The 16,688-nt window shown below is 68.3% G+C and carries 19 protein-coding genes; 8 read left to right on the top strand and 11 right to left on the bottom strand.

Going from position 1 to position 16,688, the window contains the following annotated elements; genetic code table 11:
* Nucleotides 1-6: 6 nt before the first annotated feature.
* The gene (ligA, locus tag ACIGKL_RS21185; protein WP_397488396.1) at nucleotides 7-2,448 is read left to right on the top strand and encodes an NAD-dependent DNA ligase LigA; all 2,442 of its coding nucleotides are present in this window, start codon (nucleotides 7-9) and stop codon (nucleotides 2,446-2,448) included.
* Between the two features lie 301 nt (nucleotides 2,449-2,749).
* Here the strand turns inward: ligA and ACIGKL_RS21180 are convergent, their stop codons facing one another.
* The 5 genes from ACIGKL_RS21180 to ACIGKL_RS21160 all read right to left on the bottom strand — a co-directional run bounded on the left by ACIGKL_RS21180 (nucleotide 2,750) and on the right by ACIGKL_RS21160 (nucleotide 5,538).
* Entirely contained in the window at nucleotides 2,750-3,118 is a 369-nt protein-coding gene (locus tag ACIGKL_RS21180; protein ID WP_397488395.1) for a glutathione S-transferase N-terminal domain-containing protein, read from the bottom strand.
* 69 nt (nucleotides 3,119-3,187) lie between these two features.
* On the bottom strand, nucleotides 3,188-3,733 hold the full coding sequence (folE, locus tag ACIGKL_RS21175) for a GTP cyclohydrolase I FolE (protein ID WP_397488394.1): 546 nt from the start codon (nucleotides 3,731-3,733) through the stop codon (nucleotides 3,188-3,190).
* A 92-nt stretch (nucleotides 3,734-3,825) separates the two neighbouring features.
* Complete coding sequence (locus ACIGKL_RS21170) at nucleotides 3,826-4,383, bottom strand: Smr/MutS family protein (protein ID WP_397488393.1); 558 nt, start codon at nucleotides 4,381-4,383, stop codon at nucleotides 3,826-3,828.
* Nucleotides 4,384-4,539: 156 nt separating this feature from the next.
* Nucleotides 4,540-4,860, bottom strand: coding sequence for a hypothetical protein (locus ACIGKL_RS21165; protein ID WP_397488392.1), 321 nt, complete (start codon nucleotides 4,858-4,860; stop codon nucleotides 4,540-4,542).
* Between the two features lie 81 nt (nucleotides 4,861-4,941).
* A complete protein-coding gene (locus tag ACIGKL_RS21160; protein ID WP_122107092.1) occupies nucleotides 4,942-5,538 on the bottom strand; it encodes a cysteine hydrolase family protein in 597 nt (198 codons plus the stop codon).
* Between the two features lie 155 nt (nucleotides 5,539-5,693).
* Here ACIGKL_RS21160 and ACIGKL_RS21155 point away from each other — a divergent pair, with 155 nt between their 5' ends.
* Nucleotides 5,694-5,828 (top strand): hypothetical protein, encoded by a 135-nt coding sequence (locus ACIGKL_RS21155; RefSeq protein ID WP_397488391.1) that lies wholly within the window; start codon nucleotides 5,694-5,696, stop codon nucleotides 5,826-5,828.
* A 103-nt stretch (nucleotides 5,829-5,931) separates the two neighbouring features.
* On the opposite strand, the gene nhaD is transcribed toward ACIGKL_RS21155, so the two are convergent.
* On the bottom strand, nucleotides 5,932-7,164 hold the full coding sequence (gene nhaD / locus ACIGKL_RS21150; RefSeq protein WP_397488541.1) for a sodium:proton antiporter NhaD: 1,233 nt from the start codon (nucleotides 7,162-7,164) through the stop codon (nucleotides 5,932-5,934).
* Between the two features lie 232 nt (nucleotides 7,165-7,396).
* Here nhaD and prmB point away from each other — a divergent pair, with 232 nt between their 5' ends.
* Nucleotides 7,397-8,317, top strand: coding sequence for a 50S ribosomal protein L3 N(5)-glutamine methyltransferase (gene prmB / locus ACIGKL_RS21145; RefSeq protein WP_397488390.1), 921 nt, complete (start codon nucleotides 7,397-7,399; stop codon nucleotides 8,315-8,317).
* Nucleotides 8,318-8,365: 48 nt separating this feature from the next.
* Here prmB and ACIGKL_RS21140 read toward each other — a convergent pair whose 3' ends face one another.
* Both ACIGKL_RS21140 and ACIGKL_RS21135 read right to left on the bottom strand, forming a co-directional pair.
* Nucleotides 8,366-9,169, bottom strand: a complete 804-nt coding sequence (locus ACIGKL_RS21140; protein ID WP_397488389.1) for a hypothetical protein — start codon at nucleotides 9,167-9,169, stop codon at nucleotides 8,366-8,368.
* A 41-nt stretch (nucleotides 9,170-9,210) separates the two neighbouring features.
* Nucleotides 9,211-10,203, bottom strand: coding sequence for an alpha/beta hydrolase (locus tag ACIGKL_RS21135; protein WP_397488388.1), 993 nt, complete (start codon nucleotides 10,201-10,203; stop codon nucleotides 9,211-9,213).
* A gap of 123 nt (nucleotides 10,204-10,326) precedes the next feature.
* Here ACIGKL_RS21135 and aroC point away from each other — a divergent pair, with 123 nt between their 5' ends.
* The 5 genes from aroC (at nucleotide 10,327) to ACIGKL_RS21110 (ending at nucleotide 13,986) form a co-directional block, all read left to right on the top strand.
* Nucleotides 10,327-11,418: a chorismate synthase gene (gene aroC, locus ACIGKL_RS21130; RefSeq protein WP_397488387.1), complete on the top strand. Its 1,092-nt coding sequence runs from the start codon at nucleotides 10,327-10,329 to the stop codon at nucleotides 11,416-11,418.
* Nucleotides 11,419-11,491: 73 nt separating this feature from the next.
* Nucleotides 11,492-12,655: an MFS transporter gene (locus ACIGKL_RS21125; protein WP_397488386.1), complete on the top strand. Its 1,164-nt coding sequence runs from the start codon at nucleotides 11,492-11,494 to the stop codon at nucleotides 12,653-12,655.
* A complete protein-coding gene (locus ACIGKL_RS21120) occupies nucleotides 12,652-13,191 on the top strand; it encodes an acireductone dioxygenase (RefSeq protein ID WP_397488385.1) in 540 nt (179 codons plus the stop codon). The genes ACIGKL_RS21125 and ACIGKL_RS21120 overlap by 4 nt, the downstream gene beginning before the upstream one ends.
* Nucleotides 13,192-13,234: 43 nt before the next feature.
* Nucleotides 13,235-13,426, top strand: a complete 192-nt coding sequence (locus ACIGKL_RS21115; protein WP_397488384.1) for a PLDc N-terminal domain-containing protein — start codon at nucleotides 13,235-13,237, stop codon at nucleotides 13,424-13,426.
* Complete coding sequence (locus tag ACIGKL_RS21110) at nucleotides 13,423-13,986, top strand: histidine phosphatase family protein (RefSeq protein WP_397488383.1); 564 nt, start codon at nucleotides 13,423-13,425, stop codon at nucleotides 13,984-13,986. The genes ACIGKL_RS21115 and ACIGKL_RS21110 overlap by 4 nt, the downstream gene beginning before the upstream one ends.
* Nucleotides 13,987-14,027: 41 nt before the next feature.
* Here the strand turns inward: ACIGKL_RS21110 and ACIGKL_RS21105 are convergent, their stop codons facing one another.
* The 3 genes from ACIGKL_RS21105 to ACIGKL_RS21095 form a co-directional block, all read right to left on the bottom strand.
* The gene (locus ACIGKL_RS21105) at nucleotides 14,028-14,525 is read right to left on the bottom strand and encodes a methylated-DNA--[protein]-cysteine S-methyltransferase (protein ID WP_397488382.1); all 498 of its coding nucleotides are present in this window, start codon (nucleotides 14,523-14,525) and stop codon (nucleotides 14,028-14,030) included.
* Nucleotides 14,526-14,530: 5 nt separating this feature from the next.
* Entirely contained in the window at nucleotides 14,531-15,409 is an 879-nt protein-coding gene (locus ACIGKL_RS21100; RefSeq protein ID WP_397488381.1) for a DNA-3-methyladenine glycosylase family protein, read from the bottom strand.
* A 212-nt stretch (nucleotides 15,410-15,621) separates the two neighbouring features.
* Nucleotides 15,622-16,662: an AraC family transcriptional regulator gene (locus ACIGKL_RS21095; protein ID WP_397488380.1), complete on the bottom strand. Its 1,041-nt coding sequence runs from the start codon at nucleotides 16,660-16,662 to the stop codon at nucleotides 15,622-15,624.
* Nucleotides 16,663-16,688: the final 26 nt, after the last annotated feature.

The raw sequence follows: 16,688 nt of genomic DNA, 5'->3' as shown, positions 1-16,688 counted from the left end.
TTTGCAATGACCGACGCCGCCCAACGGAATGCCGCCCAACGTATCGCCGAACTGCGCAACGAACTGGATGCGCACAACTACCGCTACTACGTGCTGGATGAGCCGAGCATTCCCGACGCCGAGTACGACCGCCTGTTTCGCGAACTGCAGGCGCTGGAGGCCGAGCACCCCGAGCTGGTGACCGCCGAGTCGCCGACCCAGCGCGTCGGCGGCGCGGCGCTCGACGCTTTCGGCGAGGTGCGCCACGAGATCCCCATGCTCAGCCTGGGCAACGCCTTCGAGGAGGACGATCTGCGTGCCTTCGACCGCAGCGTGCGCGGCGGCCTAGGGCTTGCCGGCGGCGACCTGTTCGGCGGCGGCGCCGAGGTGGAGTACAGCTGCGAGCCCAAGCTCGACGGCCTGGCCGTCAGCCTGCGCTACGAACACGGCCAACTGGTGCGCGGCGCCACCCGCGGCGACGGCAGCACCGGCGAGGACATCAGCGCCAACGTGCGCACCATCCGCAACGTGCCGCTGCGTCTGCAGGGCGAGGGCTGGCCGCAGGTGCTGGAGGTGCGCGGCGAGGTGTTCATGCCCAAGGCCGGTTTCGACGAACTCAACGTGCGTCAGGCTGAGGCCGGCGCCAAGACCTTCGCCAACCCGCGCAACGCCGCGGCCGGCAGCCTGCGTCAGCTCGACCCGAAGATCACCGCCAGCCGCCCGCTGGAGTTCTGCTGCTACGGCGTCGGCCAGGTCAGCGGCGAGCTGCCGGCCACCCAGGTCGGCATGCTCGAGCAGCTCAAGGCCTGGGGCATTCCCATCAGCCGCGAGCTGAAGCTGGCCAGGGGCGTGGACGCCTGCCTGGACTACTACCGCGATATCGGCCAGCGGCGCATGGAGCTGCCCTATGACATCGACGGCGTGGTGTTCAAGGTCAACCAGATCGAGGACCAGCAGCAGCTGGGCTTTCGTGCGCGCACGCCGCACTGGGCCATCGCCCACAAGTTCCCCGCGCAGGAGGAGCTGACCGAGCTGCTCGACGTCGAGTTCCAGGTCGGCCGCACCGGCGCCGTCACCCCGGTGGCGCGGCTCAAGCCGGTCAAGGTGGCCGGCGTCACCGTGGCCAATGCCACTCTGCACAATATGGACGAGGTGGCGCGCCTGGGGCTGATGATCGGCGATACCGTGATCATCCGCCGCGCCGGCGACGTGATCCCCCAGGTGATGGCCGTGGTGCCCGAGCGCCGTCCCGATAACGCGTGCCCGGTACAGATTCCCGAGCAGTGCCCGGTATGCGGCTCGGCGGTGGAGCGCACCCAGCTGGTCAAGCGCAGCAAGGGCAAGGAGTCGGTCAGCGAGGGCTCGGTGTACCGCTGCATCGGCCGCCTGAGCTGCCAGGCGCAGCTCAAGCAGGCGATCATCCACTTCGTCTCGCGCCGCGCCATGGACATCGAGGGCCTCGGCGAGAAGAGCGTCGAGCAACTGGTGGACGAGGGCCTGGTCAGCTCGCCGGCCGATCTCTACAGCCTGAGTTTCGAGCAGATCGTCGGCCTGGAAGGTTTCGCCGAGCTGTCCAGCAACAACCTGCTGGCGGCCATCGCCGATAGCCGCACGCCGACGCTGGCGCGCTTTATTTACGCCCTGGGCATTCCCGATGTCGGCGAGGAAACCGCCAAGCTGTTGGCCCGCGCCCTGGGCTCGCTGGCGCGCATCCGGCAGGCGCTGCCCGAGGTGCTGACCTGGCTGCCGGACGTGGGCCTGGAAGTGGCGCACGAGATCCACAGTTTCTTCGCCGACGCGCACAACCAGGCCGTGCTGGAGAAACTAGTCTATGACCACGACGCGCCACTCGGCGTCTTGCGTGAGGATGCCGGGCTGAGTGCGGAGTTCACCGCCTGCGCCAGCCTGGCCGAGTTGCTGGGCAAGCTGAATATCGCCTCGGTCGCCGCGACCGGCGCCCAGAAACTGGTCGATGAAGCGATCAGGCGTCTTGCCGCCACCGGCGCGAGCAAGGCGGAGCAGGCCGTGCGCCTGCAGCATGTCGTCGAACTCAGTCAGGACTGGCTAGACCTGTCGGTGCTCAAGGGGCTCAACGAAAAGGCCAAGCAGGCCGTGCGCGAGTTCTTCGCCGACCCGGCCAAGGTGGCCATGGCCCGCGCCATCGAGCAGCAGTTGCTGGATTTCGGCATGCACTGGGGCTGCGAGAAGAAGGTCGCCGCAGGCCTGCCCCTGGCCGGGCAGACCTGGGTGCTGACCGGCACCCTGGAGCTGATGAGCCGCGATGTGGCCAAGGGCAAGCTGGAAGGCCTGGGCGCCAAGGTGGCCGGCTCGGTGTCGGCCAAGACCCATTGCGTGGTGGCCGGCCCGGGCGCCGGCTCGAAACTGGCCAAGGCCAGCGAGCTGGGAGTCAAGGTGCTGGACGAAGCGCAGTTTCTCGAACAGCTCAAGGCCTTCGGCGTCGAGCCGTAGGCCTTGAGGAAGAGTCGGTGCGCGCGGCGCACCCCAAGGGAATCGTCGTAGCCCGGATGCAATCCGGGGCAGCGCGCATGATCGTTCCCGGATTGCATCCAGGCTACGAGCGTAGGTCAGCATGTAGGGTGGATGACGCTTTACCCATCCACCGTGGGCAATCGCTGGTGGATGAAAAAGGCGTCATCCACCCTAGGCAGAATCGCTGTGCGGCGAACCCGCGGGATCACCGTAGCCCGGATGCAATCCGGGGCAGCGCCGCACGATCGCTCCCGGATTGCACCCGGGCTGCGAGCGCAGGTCAGCCGGCGAAGCGCTGCTCCAGATAGGCGATGATCGCCTTGGACTCGTACAGCCAGGTGCTCTGGCCGTTTTCCTCGATGCGCAGGCAGGGCACCTTGATGCGGCCGCCTTGCTGTTCCAGGGCCTGGCGATGTTCGGCGTCGTGCTTGGCGTCGCGCAGTTGTACCGGCAGGTTCAGCCGGTGCAGGCTGCGCCTGACCTTGACGCAGAACGGGCAGGCGTGGAACTGGTACAGCGCCAGGTCGGCCGTGGCGCGCTCCACCTCGGCCTGTGCCGCGGCGCTGCGCTGCAGTTTCCGCGGGCGGCTGATCCAGTCGACGAACACGACGATCTGGCCGAGGCCAATGCGAAGGGCCTTGAGCAACATGCTTTCTACTCCTGAAATGCCGACGGCCGTTCAGCGTCGTGAACGGCCGTCGTGGTGGGGGGCTGCGCCTCAGCCGATTAGGCTGAGGAGTTCGCTGCGGGTCGCCGGGTTTTCGCGGAATTCGCCGAGCATCACCGAGGTGACCATGGACGAGTTCTGCTTCTCCACGCCGCGCATCATCATGCACATGTGCTGGGCCTCGATGACCACCGCCACGCCGAGGGCGCCGGTAACCTGTTCGATGGCCTCGGCGATCTGCCGGCTGAGGTTTTCCTGGATCTGCAGGCGGCGGGCGTACATGTCGACGATGCGCGCCACCTTGGACAGGCCGAGCACCTTACCGTTGGGGATATAGGCGACGTGGGCCTTGCCGATGAACGGCAGCAGGTGGTGCTCGCACAGCGAGTACAGCTCGATATTCTTGACCAGCACCATCTCGCTGTTGTCGGAGCTGAACAGCGCGCCGTTGGTCACTTCCTCCAGCGTCTGCTGGTAGCCGCGGCAGAGGTACTGCATGGCCTTGGCCGCGCGCTTGGGGGTGTCCAGCAGGCCTTCGCGAGAGGCGTCCTCGCCGAGCTGGCCGAGGATCGCGGTGTAGTGTTGTTCCAGGGACATGGAAAATCCTGTTGGGTATCGAAGGGCGCAGGGTAGGGCGCCGATGGGCGCCTGGCAAGAGCGCCGGGCGCCAGAATCATGGGCCGGGCGGGTCAGTCGTCGCGGCCGTCCATCATGGTGCGCTTGAGGATGATATACACCGCGCCGGTGCCGCCGTGCTTGGCCAGGCAGGAGCTGAAACCCAGCACCTGCGGGTGCTGGCGCAGCCAGGTGTTGACGTGGCTCTTGATCATCGGCCGGCGGCCGTCCATGCGCACCGCCTTGCCGTGGGTGACGCGCACGCAGCGCACCTCCAGCTTGGCGGCTTCGGCGAGAAACTCCCACAGCGTGTCGCGGGCCTTCTCCACGCTCATGCCGTGCAGGTCGAGGCTGCCGTCGAAGGGGATCTGGCCGAGCTTGAGCTTGCGCATCTGGCCGTCCTGCACGCCGTTGCCGGCCCAGTACAGCGGGTCTTCGGCGCCGACATCGATGACGAACTGGTCGGACAGCCCGTCCACCTTGATCTCGCCCTGGCTGATGGTCGCAGCCTGGCGCAGGGTGTTGAACTGCTTGCGATCAGCTTTGGGTTTGCCGGTGTCGGCGCGGTCGTGCTTGATCGGCTTGACGCCGCGCAGCTCGGCCTGGAACAGGGAAAAGTCGTCGTCTTGCATCGGTGGCTCCGCGAAACAGGCGGGCATTTTATGGCCTGCCATCCCTGACGGCCACCCTTCGGGCCGTCGCTGCGCGACGTTAAAAATGGCTCCCGGCCATTTTTAATCGCCTACCGCCCCTGGCGGCCAGTCTGCGGGCCATCGTGGCGCGACGTTTCAGTCGCGCTTTTTCAGCAGGTGCGGCGACAGGGCGAGGTCGCGCGGCCGGCGCAGGCGCCGGCGGCAGCGGCGCCAGAAGGCGATGCCGGCCCACAGCAGCAGCAGGCCGAGCAGCAGCAGGACGCCGGCTTCGCCGGTGGAGTCGTTGAGCGTGCCCAGCACCGGGGCGCTCCCGGCCAGCGAGGCGACGCCGGCCAGCGCCAGGAGGATGCCGAAGGTGGCCAGCAGCGCGCCCAGCGCCGCACCGATGCGCAGGCGCCAGTGTTTCGGCTGGCGCGGGCGCAGGCGGCGGGCATCGAAATCGTCGGACAGCTTCATGCCGATTTCCTTTGGGGTGTCGGCGCTATGACCGGTCATTCGCGCCGGGGTTCCGCCGTGCTGGCGGCACTGTGACGGCGGTCAGATCAGTGCCTTGGCCTGCGGCACCAGGGTGGCGAAGTTGTCGGCCAGGGCGATCATCTCGATGCGGTGCACCTGGGCGGCGGCGATCACGCTGCCATCGGGGGCCGGCAGGTCGCGGGTGGCGCAGGCGGCGTCGACCAGGGTGCAGCGATAACCATAGTCCTTGGCCGCGCGCACCGTGGTGCTGACGCTGGAATGGGTCATGAAGCCGCAGACGATCAGGTCGAGATGGCCGAGGGCCTGCAGGCGGTCGTGCAGTTCGGTGCCGGCGAAGGCGTTGGGCAGGCGTTTCTCCACCACGATCTCGCCGGCCAGCGGGGCGGCTTCGGGCAGGTGGCGGCCACGCGGGCCGCTGGGATCGAGCAGGCCGCCGGGAATGCCGAGGTGCTTGACGTGGACGATGGCGCTGCCGGCGGCGCGGGCGGCGGCCAGCAGGCTGGCGATCTCGGCCAGGGCGGCGTCCAGGCCGGGCAGGGCGAGCACGCCGCTGCGGTATTCTTCCTGGGCATCGATGATCAGCAGGGTCGCATTGCCCAGACTGGCCGGAGCGTGGCCACGACCGGTGAGCTGGAACATGGTTTGCGGATGGGACATCTCGGGCTCCTGGCTGATGGTGATGATCTGCCATTGTCCGCTTGCCAGAGCGCGCTGTGAACCTCTCGTGCGCCATTACTTGCTCAGCCGCGGAGCGCGGAGCAGAATCGGAACCGTCCCGAAGGACTCGGGGTCGCATGCAAAAGGAGTTGCCCATGTCGCTGTTTTCGCAATTGTCCCCGCATTTCTGGCTGCTGTTTGCCATCGCCGTGGCCATCGCCGTGCTGCGCGAATTGCGCCGGCCACCGGATGGCCCCGGCTGGTCGCACAAGAAGCGCGAGCGTCCCTGATCGCCGACGCTGCCGACAATGCGGCGGGCAAGCCTGCGGCATGTCCGCCCTACAAACGAAAACGCCCCGCAACTGGCGGGGCGTTTGCTATTGCGCGAGGGCCTCAGCCGCCCAGGCCGAGCCACTGGAACTGCAGGTACCAGATGCCCAGCGAGCCGAGGAAGTTGACCAGGATCGCCGGCAGGAACTTCAGGTGCACGCCGAAGCTGTAGCTCTTGTCCAGGCTCATGGCCATCACCCCGGCGGCCGAGCCGACCACCGTCAGCGAACCGCCGATGCCCACCATCAGCGCGTTCAGCGCCCACTGGTCGAGGCCCAGCTGCGGGTTGGACATCAGCGCCGCGGCTTCCACCGGCACGTTGTCCATCACCCCGGAGGCGATGCCCAGCACCACGTTGACCAGGGTCGGATCGAGGATCTCGAACAGCCGCGAGATATAGGACAGCCAGCCGACGTGGTTGAGGCAGGCCACCGAGGTGATGATGCCGATGAAGAACAGCAGGGCGTTCCACTCCACCTTCTGCAGCTGCTCGTGCCAGCGCGTCTCGATGCCCATACGGGTCAGCAGCCAGCTGTACAGCGCCACCAGGCCGAGGCCGATTCCGATGGCGAACTCGATGCCGACCTTGAGCAGGATGTTGCACAGCACCGCGCCGATCACCGCGATGAAACCCACCAGCGCCAGGCCGGCGCCGCCCGGCTTGAGCCGGCTCTCGCTGGCGTCGACCTTGCGGATCAGCTGCTGGCCGTCCAGCTGGCGCAGGTAGAACAGGTGCAGGGTGGCGGCGCACAGCAGCCAGCCGATCAGCGCCGAGGGGATCAGCAGCAGCAGACCGGCGATGCTGATCTTGCCGGCCAGCACCACCATCAGGCTGGTGGAGGTGCCGAGGAACCAGACCCCGGAGTTGGACGCCACCACGATGTTGCACAGCGCCACGTGGGTGTAGCGCTGGTGGCTGGAGATGCTGGTGATGGTCTTGCCGAAGATCATCGCCGTGGTGAAGTTGTTGAGAAAGGGCGACAGGGTCGCCGACAGCGCGCCGGTGGCCCAGAACATGCCGCGCGCACCGAGGCCCTTGCGCAGCAGGTAGCCGTTCAGCGCGGTGAACACGTTCCGCTCGTTGAGCAACTCGACCACCATCCACATGAAGGCCATGAAGGCGATCAGGCCGAACAATTCCTCCTTGGTCTCGCTCTGGGCGTGGAGGAAATACTGGAAGCCGTTGGGGTCGGTGAGGGCGTAGTGGACGCCGATGACGATCAGGCCGGACATCATGAACATGGCCGGCTTGAACTTATCCATCTCCAGTTGTGCTTCAAAAACTATCAGCGTCATGCCAATAAGGAATATCGCCAGCACGAGCAAGCCCGTGAGCGAGAAGGGGTCGATGACCATTGGGGGTTCTCATTAGGAAGGGATGGGAAGGGTTAAGAAATCGTTGCAAATTATAACGATGTGACCCCTCGCCTGGCAGCAGTCGAACTACGACTTAACGGCATTTATTTATGGCCATGCGCCCCGTGCCTGCCCTGGGCTAAACTGCACCGTTTTCATCCGGAGATCGCCCGTGACCGTCCCCGCTACCCGTTTACGCACCCTGCGCGACTACATCCGCTGGGCCGTCAGCCGTTTCCAGGCCGAGCAGCTGTTCTTCGGCCATGGCACCGACAATGCCTGGGACGAGGCGCGCCAACTGGTGCTCGGTGCCTTGCACCTGCCCTGGGAAATGGCCGATGCCTACCTCGACTGCCGCCTGGAGGACGACGAGCACGCCCATCTGCAGGCGCTGCTCAAGCGCCGCATCGAGGCGCGCGTGCCCACCGCCTACCTGCTCGGCGAGGCCTGGTTCTGCGGGCTGCCCTTCGTCGTTGACGAGCGCGTGCTGGTGCCGCGCTCGCCGATTGCCGAACTGATCGAGGCGCACTTCGCCCCCTGGCTGCCGGCGACGCCTGCGCGGGTGCTCGACCTGTGCAGCGGCTCGGGCTGCATCGGCATCGCCTGCGCCTACGCGTTTCCCGAGGCCGAGGTGGTGCTGGCCGATCTGTCGTTCGAGGCGCTGGAGGTGGCCAACCAGAATATCGAGCGCCATGGCCTGGAAGAGCGCGTCTACTGCGTGCAGGGCGACGGCTTCGCCGGGCTGCCGGGGCAGCGTTTCGACCTGATCGTCTCCAATCCGCCCTACGTCGATGCCGAGGATTTCGCCGACATGCCGGCCGAGTACCAGCACGAACCGGCCATGGGCCTGGCCTGCGGCGACGACGGCCTGGACCTGGTGCGGCGCATGCTGGCCGAGGCCGCCGACCACCTGACCGAGCGCGGCCTGCTGATCGTCGAGGTGGGCAATAGTCAGGTGCATGTCGAGGCGCTGTACCCGGAGGTGGACTTCACCTGGCTGGAGTTCGCGCGCGGCGGCCACGGCGTGTTCCTGCTGGCGGCCCAGCAGTGCCGCGAGCACCAGGCGCTGTTCCGCTCGCGGGTCGAAGCGTGAATCGGTGCGCACGACGCACCGTAGGGTGCGCCGTGCGCACCAATCATCTCAGCGCGTGGCGATCCAGATCAGCAATCCGGCCTGGAACAGGCAGAAGGCCACCAGGCAGCTGACGGTGAAGCGCAGGCCGCTGTCCTCGCGCTTGAGGCGCTCCACCTTCTCCTCCAGCTTGCGCAGCTGCACGTCCTGCTCGCGCAGGCTCTGATCGGCCTGCTGGAGCATGGCGGCGGCGTCCAGCAGCTCGATGATCTGCACCTTCTCGGCCTGCCAGTCGCCGTGCAGCGAACTGACCCGCGCCGCGCTGTAGAACGGCTTGAGCTGCAGCGGGTCGCTGTATTCGATGACGAAACCCTGGGCCTTCAGCGCATGGTCGCGGCGGGCGCGCGCCGCTTCGTTGAAGTTGTCGCGGGTCGGCAGGGCGCCGCCCTCGACCTGGTAATGGGCGTACTGCTTGCGCGCCCAGGCGATGCCCTGGGCCAGCAGGAAGCGCCCCAGGCCGCGGTTGGCCGGCTCCACGCTCAGGCCCTTATCCGGGCCGAAGCGCACCTCCTTGCGTTGATGATCGGCCCAGACCTCCAGCAGGTTCTGCTCGCGGTGCAGGCGCTGCCCCGGCAGCTGCAGGCTCAGGCGCAGCAGGCTGAGGTCCTTGGCGTGGCGCTCGACCCGGCCGAGCTGGACGAAGCGCAGCGGCCGCGGGCCGGTGTCGCGGTCCACCGGCAGCGGTGCCAGGCGCAGCAGGCTGAACTGCTCGGCCGGCAGGTCGGCCCAGGGATGGGGGGCGGCCGGCGCTTCGCCGCTCTGTTCGGCGTCGACCGGCGCGGTTGCGGGGGGTGAAACGGGTTGTTCGCTCATGGGGGCCTGTGCGCTAACGCTGAAACTGCTATGTAGGCAGGTTATCGACCGTTTTGCCTCGCACTGGAGCGAATAAAGGCGACGATGCGTTCGCCCAGGGCGCGGGCCAAGGGTAGCTGCGGATCGTCGTAGGAGGCCAGCTGTTCGTGCCAGGGCAGCGGAGTGATGCGCAGCACGTGGTTCATGCCGGGGATAAGCGCCAGTTCGGCGTCCGGCTTGGCCTGCTGCAAGGCCACGGCGTTGTCGACGCCGACCTGGGCGTCGTGGCTGCCCTGCACGATCAGCGCCGGCATCCGTAGCGCGGCGAAGGCCTCGGCCGGGCGCTGGCGCAGCAGGCTGATCAGGTAGGGCTGCACGCTGGGGCGCAGCAGCACCTGCAATGCCTTGGGTACCTCGGCTTGCTCCTGACCGCGGATCAGGCTGGCCAGGATCTGCCGGCTCTCGGCCAGCAGCGGCGGCGGCAGGCGCATGGCCAGTTGCGCGTCGAGCACCTGGCCGATGGGGTAGGCCGGGCCGGCGATGGACACCAGCGCCTCGGCGCCGCTGCCGGCGGCGGCCAGGCTGGCGATCAGCGCGCCTTCGCTGTGGCCGATCAGGATCAGCCGGTCGAAGCGCGGATCGCCCTTGAGCAGTCGTCCCCAGGCCTCGGCATCGGCGACGTAGCGTTCGATGCGCAGATCGCGTTCGTCGGGCGTGGCGGTACGGCTGGCAGCCACGCCGCGCTTGTCGTAACGCAGGCTGGCGATGCCGTGGCGCGCCAGCAGCTGGGCCAGCTTCTTCAGCGCGTCGTTATGGCCGCCCTCGGGGTTGTTGCCGTCGCGGTCGGTGGGGCCGGAGCCGGCGATCAGCAGCGCCACCGGCACCGGCTCGTCGCTTTGCGGCAGCAGCAGGCTGCCGTACAGGGTGCCCTGGTCGGTATCGAGGCTGATGGGCAGTTGTCGGGTGGTGTTGGCCTGGGCCAGGCCGGTTATCAGGGCAAGGGACAAAAGCAGGGCTCGCAGCATGATCGGGGCAGGGTGGTGGCAGACCGGCATTGGACGCCGGTCGCCGGCCAAGGTTCGGGGTGAACTGCAAGGTCGCCGCGGGTATACTCGCCCACCTCGTTAAACGGCCTGCGCAGCGGCAGGTCGGAGCTGAATTTCGCGGAGCGTCTTCCCATGTCCGGCAATACCTACGGCAAGCTGTTCACCGTCACCACCGCCGGCGAAAGCCATGGCCCGGCCCTGGTCGCCATAGTCGATGGTTGCCCGCCGGGCCTGGAGCTGTCGCTGGACGACATGCAGCGCGATCTCGACCGACGCAAGCCGGGCACCAGCCGCCACACCACCCAGCGCCAGGAAGACGACGTGGTGGAGATCCTCTCCGGGGTGTTCGAGGGCAAGACCACCGGTTGCGCCATCGGCCTGCTGATCCGCAACACCGACCAGAAGTCCAAGGACTACTCGGCGATCAAGGACCTGTTCCGCCCGGCCCACGCCGACTACAGCTACCACCACAAGTACGGCATCCGCGACTACCGCGGCGGCGGTCGCAGTTCGGCGCGCGAGACCGCCATGCGCGTGGCCGCCGGCGCCATCGCCAAGAAGTACCTGGCCACGCAAGGGATCCAGGTGCGCGGCTATATGAGCCAGCTCGGCCCCATCGAGATTCCGTTCAAGACCTGGGACAGCGTCGAGCAGAACGCCTTCTTCAGCCCCGACCCGGACAAGGTGGCGGAGTTGGAGGCCTACATGGACCAGCTGCGCCGCGACCAGGATTCGGTCGGCGCCAAGATCACCGTGGTCGCCGAAGGGGTGATGCCGGGCCTCGGCGAGCCGATCTTCGACCGCCTCGACGCCGAACTGGCCCATGCGCTGATGAGCATCAACGCGGTCAAGGGCGTGGAGATCGGCGCCGGCTTCGCCTCGGTGGCCCAGCGCGGCACCGAGCACCGCGACGAGCTGACCCCCGAGGGCTTCCTGTCCAACAACGCCGGCGGCATCCTCGGCGGCATTTCCAGCGGCCAGCCGATCATCGCCCACCTGGCGCTCAAACCGACTTCCAGCATCACCACGCCGGGGCGCTCCATTGATGTCGACGGCAACCCGGTGGAGGTGATCACCAAGGGCCGCCACGACCCCTGCGTCGGCATCCGCGCCACGCCCATCGCCGAGGCGATGATGGCCATCGTGCTGATGGATCACCTGCTGCGCCACCGCGCGCAGAACGCCGAAGTGCGCGTCGCCACGCCGGTGCTGGGTCAGCTTTGAGCGGCAAGCCACAAGCTACAAGCCGCGAGAGGGTGTGCCGACGCCTCTGCTTGCCGCTTGAAGCTTGCAGCTTATGACTGCTTCTCTGCCCTACTGGCGCCTGTCCGGCTTCTACTTCTTCTATTTCGCCCTGCTCGGCGCCACGGCGCCGTTCCTGGCGCTGTACTTCGACCACCTGGGCTTCTCGTCGGCACGTATCGGCGAGCTGATCGCCATCCCCATGCTGATGCGCTGCCTGGCGCCGAACCTGTGGGGCTGGCTGGGTGACCATACTGGCCAGCGTCTGCTGATCGTGCGCCTCGGCGCGCTGTGCACCCTGGTCTGCTTCGCCGGCATCTTCGTCAGCCACAGCTACGCCTGGCTGGCGCTGATCATGGCCGCGCACGCCTTCTTCTGGCATGCGGTGCTGCCGCAGTTCGAGGTCATCACTCTGGCCCACCTGCGCGAACAGGCCGCGCGCTACAGCCAGATCCGCCTGTGGGGCAGCATCGGTTTCATCGTCGCGGTGGTCGGCTTGGGCCGCCTGTTCGAGTGGCTGAGCCTGGACGCCTATCCCTGGGCGCTGGTGCTGATCATGGCCGGCATAGTCGCCGGCAGCTTCTGGGTGCCCAACGCCCAGCCGCTAGCGCGACCCGGCAGCGCCGAGCAGGGCGGGTTCCTGCGCCAACTGCGTCGCCCCGGCATCCTCGCCTTCTACGCCAGCGTCGGTCTGATGCAACTGAGCAACGGGCCCTACTACACCTTTTTGACCCTGCACCTGGAGGCGCTCGGCTACGGCCGCGGTGTCATCGGCATGCTCTGGGCCCTGGGCGTGGTGGCGGAGATTCTGCTGTTTCTGGTCATGGCGCGCCTGCTGCAGCGCTACTCGCTGCGCGCGGTGCTGCTGGCCAGCTTCCTGATCACCGCGGTGCGCTGGCTGCTGCTGGGCAACCTGGCCGACCAGCTGGTTATCCTGCTGCTGGCGCAGTGCATGCACGCCGCCACCTTCGGCGCCTTCCACGCCGCCAGCATCCACTTCATCCAGCGCAGTTTTGCCGACCGCCAGCAGGGCCAGGGCCAGGCGCTGTACGCCACCCTGGCCGGCATCGGCGGCGCCCTTGGCGCGCTGTATGCCGGCTACAGCTGGAACAGCATCGGCCCGGCCTGGACCTTCGCCCTGGCCAGCCTGGCGGCGCTGGCCGCAGCCGTTATCATTGCCACCCGTCTGCCCCCGGAGTCCGAGCGAGAATCCCCATGACCAGCCTCAGCGTTCACCTGCAAACCTCCCCGCAGCTGCCGAACAAGGTGCTGACCCACGCCGAGGACATCGCCAGCACCCTGGCCGAGGTCGGCGTGCGCTATCGCCAGTGCCCGCCGCCGGCGGCGCTGCGCCCCGGCTCCAGCGAGCAGGAGTTCGACGCCGCCTGCGGCGCCTGGCTGCAGGATTTGCGTGGCGAGGGTGGCTACTCTCATCACGAACTGCTCAGCCTGGAGCGCAACCACCCGCGCAAGCTCGAGCTGCGCGCGCGCCACCTCGACGAGCAGACGCAGCCGGCCGCCTGCGCCTGGCTGTTCGTCGGCGGCTTCGCCCAGCTCAGCCTGCACCTGGGCGAGTACGTCTATGTGCTGCAGGGCGAGCGCGGCGATCTGCTGGAGCTGCCGGCGGATACCCGTCACTGGTTCGACCTGGGCGAGGAGCCGCACCTGCTGCTGGTGCGCCTGAGCGCCACGGCGGAGGCGCCAAGCCTGACCGGCGACGAGATCGCCAGCCGTTTTCCGCGTCTGGGCGACTGAGTGGCTATCCTCTGAGGGCAACCCTTCACACAGGAGTGTCGTCATGGGTTCCACCCTCAATGGGCTGATCGGCCTGATCATTCTGGCCCTGGATATCTGGGCCATCGTCAACGTGGTGAAAAGCAGCGCCGAAACCGGGATCAAGATTCTCTGGGTGTTGCTGATCATCTTCCTGCCCGTGCTGGGGCTGATCATCTGGGCGCTGGCCGGGCCGCGCGGCAACGTCAGGTTGTGAGGCGCATCTGGCTGCTGGTGCTGCTGGTGCTGCTGGCGCCGCTGTGGGCCTCGGCAGCGCAGCCGGCCGACGCCTGGCAGGCGCTGCGCGAGGGGCGGGCGCTGCTGATCCTGCGCCATGCCACGGCGCCGGGCGTCGGCGATCCGGCGCATTTCCAGCTGGGCAACTGCAGCAGCCAGCGCAACCTCAGCCAGCAGGGTCGCGAGGAGTCGCGGCGTTGGGGCGAACTGCTGCGCCGCCAGGGCATCGAGCGGCCGCGGCTGCTCAGCAGCCGCTGGTGCAGGGCACTGGATACTGCCAGGGGCATGGGCCTGGGGCCGGTGCAGCCGCTGCCGGCGCTGGACTCCTTCTTCGCGCAACGCGACGCCGCCGAGGCGCAGACTGCCGAACTGATTCGCGCGGTCAACCTGCTGCCGCCCGGCGAGCCGCTGGTGCTGGTCTCGCACCAGGTCAATATCACCGCGCTGGCGCGGGTGTATACGGCCTCCGGCGAGGGCCTGATCCTGGCCTTGCCGCTGCGCGCGGCGCCGCAAGTGCTGGCGCGTATCGCGCCGCCCTGAGCGTCGGTGCGCACGGCGCACCCTACCTGCGCGTGCCGCGCCTAAAGCGCCAGCTGCGCCTGTTGCGACGGCAGCGCGCCTTCCAGTTCCAGCAGCAGTTGCTTGCGCGGCAGGCCGCCGGCGTAGCCGGTAAGGCTGCCGTCGCGGCCGATCACCCGGTGGCAGGGGATGACAATGGACAGCGGGTTGGCGCCGTTGGCGGTGCCCACCGCGCGCACCGCCTGCGGCCGCGCGATGGCGGCGGCCAGGTCGCTGTAGCTGCAGGTGCGACCGTAGGGAATGCGTTGCAGGGCCTGCCATACCGCCTGCTGGAAGGGCGTGCCGCGTGGCGCCAGGCGCAGCTCGAACTGGCGGCGACGGCCGGCGAAATACTCGTCCAGCTGCCGACACACTTCATCCAGCTCGCCGTCGGCCTGTCGCCAGTCTTCGCCGATGTGCCAGGGGCGGCTGTCGAGCTCCATCAGCAGCAGCTGCAAGCCGCTTGCGTCGCCGGCGAGCAACAGCGGGCCGAGGGGGCTGTCGTGGTAGCGGTAGTGCATGGCGTTCAGCCTCCCGAATAGTTGTGCCACAGGTGCGCGGCGGCGTAGGCGCGCCAGGGCCGCCAGGCCTCGGCGCGGGCCTTGAGGCGGCGCGCGTCGATGCCGCCGGCGCCCCACAGCGGCGCCTTGAGCAGGCCCAGGTCGCTGGCGGGGAAGGCGTCGGCCTCGCCGAAGGCGCGCAGGGCGATGTACTCGGCGGTCCAGGGGCCGATGCCGGGCAGGGCGCACAGGCGCTCGATCAGCGCCGCGCTGCCGTCGTCGAGATTCAGCTGCAAGCTGCCGTCGGCGATGCGCGCGGCGAACTGCTGCAGGCTCTGCACCCGCTTGCCGGGCATGCCGATGCCGCTCAGGTCGGCGGTGGCGATGGCCTGCGGGTTGGGGAACAGTGCGGCGACGCCGGGGCAGCCGGGCAGGTGCAACGGCGTGCCGAGGCGCTGCACCAGGCGGCCGACTATAGTCACCGCCGCCTTGACCGTGACCTGCTGGCCGACGATGGCGCGCACCGCCTGCTCGAACGGGTCGAAGGCCACCGGCAGGCGCAGGCCGGGGTTGCGCTGCAGCAGCGGCGCGAGCAGGGCGTCGCCGCTGAGGTGCGCGGCAATCGCCTGTGGCTCGGCGTCGAGATCGAACATGCGCCGCACGCGCTGCTGCAAGGTCTCCAGGGCGACGGGCGCGGCGCTGCAGCAGCGCAGTTCGAGGGCGTTCTGCCCGGGCAGCGGTGTCACCCGCAGCCAGCCGCTGGCGCCGGCCAGCTGGAAGCTGCGGCTGTAGCTGTCCGGCGTCAGGCACTCCAGCCCCGGCACCGCGCGCAGGGCGAAGTGGGCGTGGAATTGCGGCCAGTGCCAGGGCGGCAGGTAGGGCAGGAGCAGGCTGATATTGTGCATGGGGTGCACCTTAGCCCCGCAGCAGGCCTGCTGTCAGCGTGAAGATGACTTTCAAATTGCGGCAGCCTGGCCTGTGTGCGGAGGGTGGTGCGCGCGGCGCACCCTAGGTGATTCGCGAAGGCTCAGGCACAACGCGTACGGGCGGGCTTCTCGTAGGGTGCGCCGCGCGCACCAGGGAACCCAAAGGCGATACGCGTGGCAGTCGGGGGGCGTCAATTGGTGCGCACAGCGTACGGAGCGATTTCGCCGCGCTGGTAGCGCCCCGGCGTGGTGCCTTTCCAGCGCTTGAAGGCATGGATGAAGTTGGACAGCTCGCCATAACCCAGGCGTTCGGCGATTTCCTCCAGACTCAGGCCGCCGGCGGCCAGCAGTTCTTCGGCCAGAGCCTGGCGCACCTCGTCCTGCAGGGCGCGGAAACTGGTGCCTTCGTCGATCAGGCGGCGGCGCAGGGTGCGGCTGCTCAGGTGCATGCGGGCGGCGACTCTTTCCATGTCGCTCATCTGCCCCGGCGCCTGCAGCAGCAACTGGCGCACGCGGCCGGCCAGGCCCTGGTGCCACTGGTGGCGGGCGAGGATCGCCTGGCATTGCTGCTCGCAGGCACTGACCAGCTGCGAATTGGCTCGCGGCAGCGGAATATCCAGCTGCCCGGCGGCCAGGCCGATGCGGTTGGCGCTGGCGGCGAACTGCGGTGTCAGGCCGAAGGTTTCGACGAAGGGCGCGAGCTCGGCCGGCGGCTGTTGACGCAGTTCGAGGCAGGTCAGCGGCAGCGGGGCGCCGAGCAGTTCGCGCACGATCAGCTGGGCACCGAGCATATCGCGCTGGACGATAAAGGGCCGCAGCTCCTCGGGCAGCGCGCCGTCGTCGAAGCGCAGGCTGGCGCTGACGCCGTCCTCGTCCAGGCCGATGCGGGTGAAGGCGTAGGTCAGACCCTGGTAGCGCAGGCCCAACGCGGCCGCCTGGCGCACGCTGGCGCTGCTGAGTATGGCGTAGCCCCAGGCGCCGTAGCTGGTCAGGTGGTAGCGGCGGCCGGCCTGCAGGCCGAGGTCGGCTACGTCGGGCAGGGCCTGCACCAGGTTGGCGATCAGCTGCAGTTCGCGGCCGGCGTCGATCTCGCCGTGCGGAACGGCGAGCTGCATCGCGCTGAGGCCGGTATCGCGCAGGCAGGTGTCCAGGTCCAGGCCGAGTTCGAGCCCCAGCTGGGTGAGCAACTGCATGCTGAGGATGCTGCGGCGCGCGGGCCAGGGTGGCGACATGGGTTTGTCCGAAAATCACAATCGAT

Source organism: Pseudomonas sp. NPDC077186 (genome assembly GCF_044543505.1).
Lineage (GTDB): Bacteria > Pseudomonadota > Gammaproteobacteria > Pseudomonadales > Pseudomonadaceae > Aquipseudomonas.
This window is presented reverse-complemented; position numbering and strand designations above follow the sequence as displayed.

Coding starts and splice junctions, on each gene's coding strand:
- ACIGKL_RS21135 (WP_397488388.1), bottom strand. CDS start 10,203: ATGCCGGTCTGCCACCACCCTGCCCCGATCATGCTGCGAGCCCTGCTT.
- ACIGKL_RS21125 (WP_397488386.1), top strand. CDS start 11,492: ATGACTGCTTCTCTGCCCTACTGGCGCCTGTCCGGCTTCTACTTCTTC.
- ACIGKL_RS21115 (WP_397488384.1), top strand. CDS start 13,235: ATGGGTTCCACCCTCAATGGGCTGATCGGCCTGATCATTCTGGCCCTG.
- ACIGKL_RS21100 (WP_397488381.1), bottom strand. CDS start 15,409: ATGCACAATATCAGCCTGCTCCTGCCCTACCTGCCGCCCTGGCACTGG.
- ACIGKL_RS21180 (WP_397488395.1), bottom strand. CDS start 3,118: ATGTTGCTCAAGGCCCTTCGCATTGGCCTCGGCCAGATCGTCGTGTTC.
- ACIGKL_RS21165 (WP_397488392.1), bottom strand. CDS start 4,860: ATGAAGCTGTCCGACGATTTCGATGCCCGCCGCCTGCGCCCGCGCCAG.
- ACIGKL_RS21140 (WP_397488389.1), bottom strand. CDS start 9,169: ATGAGCGAACAACCCGTTTCACCCCCCGCAACCGCGCCGGTCGACGCC.
- ACIGKL_RS21105 (WP_397488382.1), bottom strand. CDS start 14,525: ATGCACTACCGCTACCACGACAGCCCCCTCGGCCCGCTGTTGCTCGCC.
- aroC (WP_397488387.1), top strand. CDS start 10,327: ATGTCCGGCAATACCTACGGCAAGCTGTTCACCGTCACCACCGCCGGC.
- nhaD (WP_397488541.1), bottom strand. CDS start 7,164: ATGACGCTGATAGTTTTTGAAGCACAACTGGAGATGGATAAGTTCAAG.
- folE (WP_397488394.1), bottom strand. CDS start 3,733: ATGTCCCTGGAACAACACTACACCGCGATCCTCGGCCAGCTCGGCGAG.
- ACIGKL_RS21160 (WP_122107092.1), bottom strand. CDS start 5,538: ATGTCCCATCCGCAAACCATGTTCCAGCTCACCGGTCGTGGCCACGCT.
- ligA (WP_397488396.1), top strand. CDS start 7: ATGACCGACGCCGCCCAACGGAATGCCGCCCAACGTATCGCCGAACTG.
- ACIGKL_RS21170 (WP_397488393.1), bottom strand. CDS start 4,383: ATGCAAGACGACGACTTTTCCCTGTTCCAGGCCGAGCTGCGCGGCGTC.
- ACIGKL_RS21155 (WP_397488391.1), top strand. CDS start 5,694: ATGTCGCTGTTTTCGCAATTGTCCCCGCATTTCTGGCTGCTGTTTGCC.
- ACIGKL_RS21095 (WP_397488380.1), bottom strand. CDS start 16,662: ATGTCGCCACCCTGGCCCGCGCGCCGCAGCATCCTCAGCATGCAGTTG.
- ACIGKL_RS21120 (WP_397488385.1), top strand. CDS start 12,652: ATGACCAGCCTCAGCGTTCACCTGCAAACCTCCCCGCAGCTGCCGAAC.